The 9,039-nt window shown below is 68.3% G+C and carries 9 protein-coding genes and 1 tRNA gene; 7 read left to right on the top strand and 3 right to left on the bottom strand.

From position 1 onward, the window contains the following. Nucleotides 1-218: 218 nt before the first annotated feature. A tRNA-Leu gene (locus V7053_RS10095) sits at nucleotides 219-302 on the bottom strand. Between the two features lie 161 nt (nucleotides 303-463). Here V7053_RS10095 and V7053_RS10090 point away from each other — a divergent pair. Then, a complete protein-coding gene (locus tag V7053_RS10090; RefSeq protein ID WP_334172152.1) occupies nucleotides 464-1,786 on the top strand; it encodes a M20/M25/M40 family metallo-hydrolase in 1,323 nt (440 codons plus the stop codon). A 29-nt stretch (nucleotides 1,787-1,815) separates the two neighbouring features. Continuing rightward, a complete protein-coding gene (locus V7053_RS10085) occupies nucleotides 1,816-2,988 on the top strand; it encodes an acyl-CoA dehydrogenase family protein (RefSeq protein WP_334172151.1) in 1,173 nt (390 codons plus the stop codon). Here V7053_RS10085 and V7053_RS10080 read toward each other — a convergent pair. After that, the gene (locus V7053_RS10080) at nucleotides 2,985-3,215 is read right to left on the bottom strand and encodes a DUF5703 family protein (protein WP_334172150.1); all 231 of its coding nucleotides are present in this window, start codon (nucleotides 3,213-3,215) and stop codon (nucleotides 2,985-2,987) included. The two genes, V7053_RS10085 and V7053_RS10080, sit on opposite strands and share 4 nt — an antisense overlap. Before the next feature lie 90 nt (nucleotides 3,216-3,305). Here V7053_RS10080 and V7053_RS10075 point away from each other — a divergent pair, with 90 nt between their 5' ends. Together V7053_RS10075 and mshC are read left to right on the top strand one after the other, a co-directional pair. Further along, nucleotides 3,306-3,521, top strand: a complete 216-nt coding sequence (locus V7053_RS10075; protein WP_334172149.1) for a hypothetical protein — start codon at nucleotides 3,306-3,308, stop codon at nucleotides 3,519-3,521. Nucleotides 3,522-3,583: 62 nt separating this feature from the next. Further along, the gene (mshC, locus tag V7053_RS10070) at nucleotides 3,584-4,858 is read left to right on the top strand and encodes a cysteine--1-D-myo-inosityl 2-amino-2-deoxy-alpha-D-glucopyranoside ligase (protein WP_334172148.1); all 1,275 of its coding nucleotides are present in this window, start codon (nucleotides 3,584-3,586) and stop codon (nucleotides 4,856-4,858) included. 80 nt (nucleotides 4,859-4,938) lie between these two features. Here the strand turns inward: mshC and V7053_RS10065 are convergent, their stop codons facing one another. Next, nucleotides 4,939-5,838, bottom strand: coding sequence for a proteasome assembly chaperone family protein (locus V7053_RS10065; RefSeq protein WP_334172147.1), 900 nt, complete (start codon nucleotides 5,836-5,838; stop codon nucleotides 4,939-4,941). A 106-nt stretch (nucleotides 5,839-5,944) separates the two neighbouring features. On the opposite strand from V7053_RS10065, the gene V7053_RS10060 reads away from it, so the two are divergent. From V7053_RS10060 to V7053_RS10050, 3 genes are read left to right on the top strand one after another with little or no spacing between them, the layout of a single operon-like run. Next, on the top strand, nucleotides 5,945-6,667 hold the full coding sequence (locus V7053_RS10060; RefSeq protein WP_334172146.1) for an HAD family hydrolase: 723 nt from the start codon (nucleotides 5,945-5,947) through the stop codon (nucleotides 6,665-6,667). Next, nucleotides 6,664-7,842, top strand: coding sequence for a site-2 protease family protein (locus V7053_RS10055; RefSeq protein WP_334172145.1), 1,179 nt, complete (start codon nucleotides 6,664-6,666; stop codon nucleotides 7,840-7,842). The genes V7053_RS10060 and V7053_RS10055 overlap by 4 nt, the downstream gene beginning before the upstream one ends. A gap of 40 nt (nucleotides 7,843-7,882) precedes the next feature. Further along, nucleotides 7,883-8,899 carry a tRNA (adenine-N1)-methyltransferase gene (locus tag V7053_RS10050; protein WP_334172144.1) on the top strand — a complete coding sequence of 339 codons (1,017 nt, stop codon included), beginning with the start codon at nucleotides 7,883-7,885 and terminating at the stop codon, nucleotides 8,897-8,899. Nucleotides 8,900-9,039: the final 140 nt, after the last annotated feature.

Genomic DNA, 9,039 nt, shown 5'->3' with positions numbered 1-9,039 from the left:
CCTAAACGGGCACTAGCACCTCAAGCTAGCGCGTCTGCCATTCCGCCACCCGCGCGGGCGGTCCCGGAAGGTGTCATACTCGCGTATTTCTCCGGGGCAACGAGTAAATACTCTACACCATTCGGACCCCGTCTTCTGCCACTCAGGCCCCCTGGGGGGCAGCAAAAAGGAGCGGGAAAAGACGAATGCCCCGGTCATGGACCGAGGCATTCTGATTGTGCGCGGAGGGGGACTTGAACCCCCACGCCCTAAACGGGCACTAGCACCTCAAGCTAGCGCGTCTGCCATTCCGCCACCCGCGCAAGTGGTCGCCGAAAGGTCCGCATCGCGTTTTCCCTTCCGGGCAGCGAGTAAGACTGTACACGATCCGCGGCCCCTGAAGAAATCGGATGGGCACGTCGAGTGCTGGAGGGCGAGGGATAGGCTGGCCTCACCGAACCGTCGCAGCCGAGGAGGAACTCCTATGTCTGACCGTCCGCTCGAGAACTCGCTCCGCGCCGAGGACGAAGTGGCAGAGATCTGCCAGAACCTCATCCGCTACGACACGAGCAATTACGGCGACGGCTCGGGTCCCGGCGAGCGCGCAGCGGCCGAATACACGGCTGAGCTCTTCGAGGAGGTGGGGCTTGAGGCCGAGATTTTCGAGTCCGCGCCGGGGAGGGCGTCCGTCGTCACCCGCATCGAGGGGACGGACCCGAGCGCGAGTGCGCTTGTCGTCCACGGGCATCTCGACGTCGTCCCCGCCCAGAAGGAGGACTGGAGCGTCGACCCCTTCGCCGCAGAACTCCGTGAGGGTCTCATCTGGGGCCGCGGAGCGGTCGACATGAAGGATATGGATGCCATGGTCCTCTCGGTGGTCCGTGAGCTGCAGCGATCGGGTATTCGGCCCAAGCGCGACCTCGTCATCGCACTGTTCGCCGACGAGGAGGCCGGCGGCACCTACGGCGCGCGATGGGCGGTCGACAACCGACCGGAGCTCTTCGAGGGGGCCAAGGAGGCCATCAGCGAGGTCGGGGGCTTCTCAGCCGAGATCGGGGGCCAACGGACCTACATGCTGCAGACGGCTGAAAAGGGCCTTTCCTGGCTCAAGCTCACCGCGATGGGGCGCGCGGGGCACGGTTCCCAGACGAACACGGACAACGCCGTCACGCGGCTCGCCCGCGCCGTGAGCCGGATCGGCGGCTATGAGTGGCCCATCGAGCTCACTGACACCACGCGCCGCTTCCTGGACGGCGTCACGGAGCTCACCGGCGTCGAGTTCGATCAGGAGAACCCCGAGATTCTCCTCAAGGAGCTCGGAACGTTCGCGCGCTTCGTGGGGGCCACGCTCCAGAACACCTCAAACCCCACGGTCCTCAAGGCCGGCTACAAGGACAACGTCATCCCCGGGAGTGCCGAAGCGCGAATCGACGTCCGCACGCTGCCCGGTCAGGACGAGCTCGTGCTCGAGAAGATCAAGGAGCTTGCCGGCGAGGGCATCGATTTCGCCTACGTGCACCACGACGTCTCGCTCGAGACGCCGTTCGAAGGGGCTCTCGTGGAGTCCATGGTCAGCGCACTCGAGGCAGAGGATCCCGGTGCGCAGGTCCTGCCCTACACGCTCTCGGGCGGCACCGACAACAAGTCCCTCAGCCGGCTCGGAATCACGGGGTACGGCTTCGCTCCGCTCCAGCTCCCCGCCGAACTCGACTTCGCAGGCATGTTCCACGGCGTCGACGAGCGCGTGCCCGTCGACTCGCTCCGCTTCGGGGCGCGCGTCCTTCGACGGCTGCTCAGCACGTACTGACGGCCAGGCCAGCAACGAGGGGAGGCGCCGTGGTTCTCGATCCGTCTGCAGTACTGTCCGACGAACTCCTCGAGCGCATTCGCTCGCGAGCGCCGGGATACGACGAGCGCAACGAGTTCTTCCGCGAGGACTTCGAGGAGCTGACGGCCGCCGGTTATCTCAAGGCTTTCGTCTCCCAGGACGACGGCGGGCTGGGGGCCAGCCTGGCCGACGTCGTCCGTCTCCAGCGCAGGCTCGCCTCCGCAGCGCCGGCAACAGCGCTCGGAGTCAACATGCATCTTGTCTGGACGGGGGTCGCCCGCGTCCTCCAGGCCCGGGGCGATTCCTCGCTTGACTTCGTCCTCGAGGAGGCCGCCGCGGGGGAGGTCTTCGCCTTCGGGATCTCCGAGGCCGGCAACGACTCCGTGCTCTTCGATTCCGTGACGACGGCCACCCGACTCCCGGACGGCGCCTACGCCTACACCGGCGTGAAGGTCTTCACGAGCCTTGCCCCGGTGTGGACCCGGATGGGTACTTTCGGCAAGGAGGAGACGGAGGCGGAACCGCGCCTCGTCTACGGCTTCATCCGTCGGGACCAGCCGGGCTGGCGCCATCTTGACGACTGGGACACGCTGGGCATGCGCGCGAGCCAGTCGTGCACGACAATCCTCGAAGGGGCCGTGGCACCAGCCGACCGGATCGTCCGCAGCCTGCCCGTGGGTCCGAACCCGGATCTGCTCGTCTTCGGAATTTTCGCAGTCTTCGAGACGCTCCTTTCAGCGGTCTACACGGGGATCGCAGAGCGGGCACTCGAGCTGGGCGTGGAGGCGGCCCATCGTCGCAGGTCCCTCCGAAACGGGGGCAGGCCCTACTCCCAGGATCCGGACATCCGATGGCAGCTCGCCGATGCCGCGATGGCGGTCGACGGCGTGCTGCCGCAGCTCGAGCGCATCGCGGACGACGTCGACGCAATCGCGGACCGAGGCAGCGCCTGGTTCGGTGCCCTGAGTGGGCTCAAGCACCGGGCGACGGCGGCGGCTCGCCGGGTGGTCGACGTCGCGATGAGCGTGGGTGGGGGCGGTGGGTACTTCCGCTCCAGCGAACTGCAGCGCCTCTACCGGGACGTGCTCGCGGGCCTCTACCACCCCTCAGACCCGGAATCGGCGCACGCAACCGTGGCGAACGCCCTGCTTGGACCGCTCGAGGACCCGGCCGGAACCTAGGCCGTCCTTTCGACCACCATGACCTTGCGGCGCAGCCAGTAGCGGCGCACCCCGCCCATGTAGAGCCGACTCCGCTCAAGCTCCCACTTGCCGTATTCGGAGTGCTCGCGGACGCGCTGGCGCGCGGCAGCGATCGATTCTCCGGGATTCACGGAGAGGACGAGGTACTCGTACTTGCCCTGCGCGGCGCTGCGGGCCGGGCCCGAGCTGAGGATCCGTTCCTTCATGGCCCTCGCTTTCTGACGTGCCTTTCCGAGGCCTAGACGCTCGCCGTGCCCGTCTAGGCAGGTCCCCCGCATTCAGATTACCGTGGGGCCATGAGCATCGACCCGCGCGTGGCCCTCGGTTCGCTGACGGCGGCACTCGAGGAGCACCTCGTGGCCGCCGCCTCCCGGCGGGGTGACGACGACCCTGCGGTCGAGGCCGCCTATTTCGCCATCGCCGACGCGTTCGAGGCGTATGCGGACGCGCTCTACGACGCCTACGGCGAGGACCTGCCGATCGATCTCCTCGACGACGGCGACGAGGGCTAGGGAGTCGCCGCACTGCTGACCCTTGTGACGGGCAGACCACCCGGGGCACTAGGCTTGTGGGCGTGAAGACTTGGCGCCAGGTTCCCGTTCCGCCCCTTCCCGGCCAGAGCGGGGCCATCCGACTGTGGGACTCCGCACGGGGCGAAATGGCTGAGATTCCCGTGGCCGCCGAGCAGTCGATGTACGTCTGTGGCATCACCCCGTACGACGCCACTCATCTGGGCCATGCGTCGACCTACGTCGCGTTCGACCTCCTGAACCGCCTGTGGCGCGATGCAGGCAGCACAGTGGCCTACGTCCAGAACACGACCGACGTCGACGACCCGCTGCTCGAGCGGGCCGACGCGACAGGCGTGGACTGGCGGACGCTCGCGAAGGAGCAGATCGCCCTCTTCCAAGGCGACATGGAGGCCCTCAACGTGCTGCCGCCGGACCATTACGTCGGCGCTGTCGAGTCGATTCCCTGGATCGTGCCCGAGGTCGAGCGCCTCCTCGAGGAGGGGCTGGCCTACCAGCTCGCTGGCGCGGAAGGCGAGCCAGACGGCGACGTCTACTACGACGTCACCGAGGCGACACGGCGGGCCGATTCACCCGAAGCATGGCGTCTCGGCCAAGTTTCACACCTGACGGTGGCCGAGATGATCGAGGTGTTCGGGGAACGCGGGGGGGATCCTGAGCGCCCGGGCAAGCACAGCCCCCTGGACCCGATCCTGTGGCGCGAGGCTCGTCTCGGCGAGCCCCACTGGGACGGCGGCACTCTGGGCCGGGGCCGGCCCGGGTGGCACATCGAGTGCACCGTCATCGCCCAGTGCTTCCTTCCGGCCCCCTTCACCGTCCAGGGCGGCGGTTCCGACCTTCAGTTCCCGCACCACGAGATGGGGGCGGGTCACGCTTGGTCCCTCCACAAGGTTCCGCTCGCGCGCCACTTCGCCCACACGGGCATGGTCGGCCTTGACGGCCAGAAGATGAGCAAGTCGCTCGGCAATCTCGTGCTGGTCTCGAAGCTCCGCGCCGCTGGGGAGGCACCGGAAGCGATCCGGCTCGCGATCCTCGCCAACCATTACCGCTCTGATTGGGAATGGACTGCCGAGCTCTTCGAGATGGCCAAAGCCCGGCTGAGCCGCTGGCGCGAGGCCGTGCCCCGTGCGGCGCGTGGTTCCGCGGAGCTGCTCATCGCCGAGATCCGCGGCGCGCTCGCCGACGACCTCGACGCCCCCCGCGCGCTCGCCGCCGTGGACAAGTGGGCAGACGACGCCCTTGCCGGCCGCGAAGGCGAAGCATCGGACGGCGAGCTGGTCGCCGCTGCCGTGGACGCCCTCCTCGGCGTCCGCCTCTGAGGCAAGACTGCCTCTGAGGCAGGCCGCCCCGGGGCGGAAGGCCTCCGGGGCGGAAGGCCGACGGTCAGCGTCTCCTCCGACTAGGTGGACGCCCCGCCGTCCTTGCCCCGCCGCTTGAGATAGCGCTCGAACTCGCGCGCAATCGACTCTCCGGTCGCTTCGGGCAGGTCTGCGGTGTCCTTCGCCTCCTCCAGCTGCTGGATGTAGGCGGCGATCTCGGGATCCTCGGTGGCGAGCTCGTTGACGCCGCGCTCCCAGGCCTCCGCGTCCTCCGCGAGCTCGTTGGTCTCGAGCGGCACCTGGATGAGCTCCTCGATGCGGTGCATGAGGGCGAGCTGGGCCTTCGGCGACGGCGCCTGCGCGACATAGTGCGGCACGGCCGCCCAGAGGGAGACGGTCGGAATGCCGTGGTGGTCCGCCGCGTCGGCGAACACGCCCACGATCCCGGTCGGGCCCTCGTATTGGGACGCCTCGAGATTGAGCCGCTCGCGCAGGTCGCCCGCCTCGGTCGTGGCGGTGACCGGAATCGGTCGGCTGTGCGGGACGTCCGCGAGGAGCGCACCGACGACGATCAGGTAGTCCACGTCCAGATCCTCGACGTACTCCATGAGCTCTTCCGTGAACCCCCGCCACCGGTAAGACGGCTCCGTGCCTTGGACGAACACGAGGTTGATCGGGTAGCCCTCGAGGCGTGCGGTGGAGACACGGGTCGAAGGCCAGCGGATCCTGCGACGTCCAGAGCCAGAACGCCTCACCGTGGGCCTTGTGAACTGGAAGTCGTAATAGTCATCGGCGTCGATGGCCCCGACCTTCTGCGCACCGAACTGGCGCTTGATGGCCCTGATCGCCTCGCTCGCGGCCTCGCCGGCGTCGTTCCAACCTTCGAAGGCCGCGAGCATGACCGTCACCCTCTCGCCCTCTTCAGGCGTCGGAAAGAGGCCAGGATGGGGGGCCGGAGCGTCGGCGTCGAACTCGTTCATCGCTCCAGACTATGACCAAGCGGGCCGCTTCGCAGGGCCTGCCCCGCAGTCACAGGCGAGTTTCGCGGAGGGAGGACAGGCGCACGCTCCCCGTAGACTGGTCCATATGCGCCTCCCCGTCGAAACCGACCTTGCACCCCTGCGTGCCGTCCTCTGGGACATGGATGGAACGCTCGTGGACACCGAGCCGTATTGGATCGTTGCCGAGGGCGAGCTGGTTGAGGCTTTCGGAGGGACGTGGAGCCACGAGCAGGCGATGCGACTCGTCGGGCAGGCCCTCCCCACCTCCGCCGGAATCCTGCAGGACGCAGGGGTAGCCCTCGGCAAGCGGGAGATCATCGATCGGCTCACGGCCCGCGTCATCGAGCAGCTCGGCCACGCAGTGCCTTGGCGGCCTGGCGCACTCGAGCTCCTCGCATCGCTCACGGACGCTGGGGTCGCCTGCGCGCTCGTCACAATGTCGGAGCGCCCCATGGTCGAGGAGATCCTCGCCCGGCTCCCTGCCGGAACCTTCCGCGCCGTCGTCACCGGGGACGCCGTCACCCACGGGAAGCCCCATCCCGAGCCCTACCTCAAGGGCCTCGCGCGCTTGGAGCATGATCTCGAGGGGCTCGCTCCGAACGAGTGCGTGGCCATCGAGGACTCGGCTCCCGGGGCCACCTCGGCCGAGGCGGCCGGGCTCGCAACAATCGTCGTTCCCAGCGCAGTCGCCGTGCCGGAGGACCTCGGCGTGGAGCAGTGGGAGACCCTTGAAGGGCACACCGCGGCCGAGCTGTCGGCCGTGCTTGCCCGGACGTCGGCTGGCTTCGCGAGTCAGGGGCGCGCATGAGCCACGGCGGTCAACATTCCCCGGATGACGGGGAAGGCCACAGCCATACAGCGGGGGGCCGAGCTCGCGACGGAATACGGCTTGGTCGCATCGCCGGTGTCCCGGTCTACCTGGCGTACTCGTGGTTCCTCATCGCGGGATTCACGGTCGTGGTGTACGGCCCGACGCTCGCGCTCCGCGAACCGCAGCTCGGCAACGCCGCCTACCTCGTGGCCCTCGCGTATGCCGTCCTCCTGCTCCTGTCAGTGCTCGTCCACGAGCTGGCCCATGCGCTGAGCGCCCGGGCGTTCGGCTGGCCGAGCCAGAAGATCGTGCTCAATCTGTGGGGCGGCCATACCCAGTTCGAGGCCTTCACCGCATCGCCCGGCCGCTCGGTCGTGGTCGCCTTCGCAGGCCCGGTCGCGAACCTGGTTCTCGCCGGTGGAGCCTGGCTTCTGCTGACGTCAGTGGTGCTGAGCGACGTGCCCAACATCCTTGCCAACATCTTCATGTGGGCCAATTTCCTCATCGGGCTCTTCAACGTGCTCCCCGGCCTTCCCCTGGACGGGGGGCGCCTTGTCGAGAGCGTCGTCTGGAAGGTGACAGGCTCCCAGGAAAAAGGCACCATCGCTGCGGGCTGGGCCGGCCGGGTCGTGGTCGCGGGGATCGTCTTCTTCGGCCTCGTCGTCCCGTGGCTCCAAGGCGAGGCGCCCGACATCTCCTTCACCCTGGTCATGCTCCTCGTGGCCGCATTCCTGTGGCAGGGCGCGTCCGCTTCGATCCGCAACGCCGGCTTCCGGAGTCGGCTCCCGAACATCGTCGCGGGCCGGCTGGCGGTGCCCGCCGTCGGGGTGCCGAACTTCGCCTCGGTTGACCAAGCCGTCCAGGCCGGCGCGGGCCAAGGCGTCGTCGTCGTCCTATGCGCACCGGACGGGAAGCCGCAGGGCGTCGTCGATCCCGCGGCCATCGCGCGGGTGCCGGACGAGGCCCGGGGGAGCACACCCGTTACTGCTGTGGGCTACGCGCTCGCCCCGGGGGCCTACGTGCCGGAGAGCGCGGCCGGCCAGGAGCTTGTCCAATACCTCGCCCAGCTCCAAGGCACCGAGTACGCCGTCATCGATGCTGGGGGCCGGGTCGTCGGCCTGCTCAGCCAGCGCGCCGTGGTCTCAGCCATCTCGGGCCGTCCGGCCCGCTAGTCCGGCTGGGCTCACCCCAACTCACCTTAAGAAGGGATCCATGACCGAGAGCAGCACCCCGATCTCGCCCGAGCTCCTGCCCGAGCCGACCGGCGCCGCACATCGCCGAGGCCCGTTTCGGGTAGGGGAGCGAGTCCAGCTCACCGACGAGCGCGGACGCATGAATACGATCACCCTCGAGGCTGGCGGGGCCTTTCACACGCACAAGGGATTCCTCAACCACGATGTGATCATCGGCCAGCCGGACGGCTCCGTCGTCACGAACACCGCGGGGCACCAGTATCAGGCGCTCCGCCCCCTCCTCTCGGACTTCGTGCTGTCGATGCCCCGTGGTGCAGCGGTGGTCTACCCGAAGGACGCCGGCCAGATCATCACCATGGCCGACATCTTTCCCGGGGCCCGCGTTGTCGAAGCCGGCGTCGGCTCGGGCGCGCTGTCCATCTCCCTCCTGCGTGCAGTGGGCGACGCCGGCTACCTCCATTCCTTCGAGCGTCGCCAAGAGTTCGCGGACATCGCGCGCGGAAACGTCGAGACGATCTTCGGCGCCCCTCACCCGGCGTGGCGCATTTCGCTCGGCGACTTCCAGGACGAGGTGGTCAAGGCCGAGGAACCCGGCAGCGTCGACCGCGTCGTGCTCGACATGCTCGCGCCGTGGGAGTGCCTCGATGCCGTCGCGACCGTCCTCGCCCCCGGCGGTGTCTGGATCAACTATGTGGCGACGGCGACGCAGCTTTCCCGCACTGCCGAAGCCATCCGCGCGGACGGGCGCTTCACGGAGCCCGACGCCTGGGAGTCGATGGTGCGCGGCTGGCACCTCGAGGGCCTGGCCGTGCGGCCGGAACACCGCATGGTGGGGCACACGGGGTTCTTGCTCGTGACGCGTCGTCTCGCCGGGGGCGTCGCCCCCCTCGTCCGCAGGAAGCGCGCCAAGGGTGAGTTCGCACAGGAGGACCTCAACGCGTGGACACCGGAATCCGTGGGCGAGCGCCCCGTGTCGGATCGCAAACTCCGTCGCGCTGCCCGCGACGCCCGCGCGGGGAGGACTGAGGAGTCCTGATGGGCCTCTCCGGGTAAATTCCAGAAGGCGGAACCTTTCCCTCACCTCGAACATTGCGTGAATGTAACGCTTAGTTTCTCTGGTGCTCAAAGCAGTTTGCACAGGGCTAAGGAGGGCTAGTGTCGAGATATCGGAATCTT

The sequence above is a fragment of the Sinomonas sp. genome (assembly GCF_036848755.1).
Lineage (GTDB): Bacteria > Actinomycetota > Actinomycetes > Actinomycetales > Micrococcaceae > Sinomonas.
The sequence above is the reverse complement of the archived record's forward strand: the minus strand, read 5'-3'. Positions and strand labels throughout refer to the sequence as shown.

Bases quoted from the DNA above. Each gene is read 5' to 3' on its own strand.
- V7053_RS10055 (WP_334172145.1), top strand. From the start codon at position 6,664: ATGAGCCACGGCGGTCAACATTCCCCGGATGACGGGGAAGGCCACAGC.
- V7053_RS10060 (WP_334172146.1), top strand. From the start codon at position 5,945: ATGCGCCTCCCCGTCGAAACCGACCTTGCACCCCTGCGTGCCGTCCTC.
- V7053_RS10090 (WP_334172152.1), top strand. From the start codon at position 464: ATGTCTGACCGTCCGCTCGAGAACTCGCTCCGCGCCGAGGACGAAGTG.
- V7053_RS10075 (WP_334172149.1), top strand. From the start codon at position 3,306: ATGAGCATCGACCCGCGCGTGGCCCTCGGTTCGCTGACGGCGGCACTC.
- V7053_RS10065 (WP_334172147.1), bottom strand. From the start codon at position 5,838: ATGAACGAGTTCGACGCCGACGCTCCGGCCCCCCATCCTGGCCTCTTT.
- V7053_RS10080 (WP_334172150.1), bottom strand. From the start codon at position 3,215: ATGAAGGAACGGATCCTCAGCTCGGGCCCGGCCCGCAGCGCCGCGCAG.
- V7053_RS10050 (WP_334172144.1), top strand. From the start codon at position 7,883: ATGACCGAGAGCAGCACCCCGATCTCGCCCGAGCTCCTGCCCGAGCCG.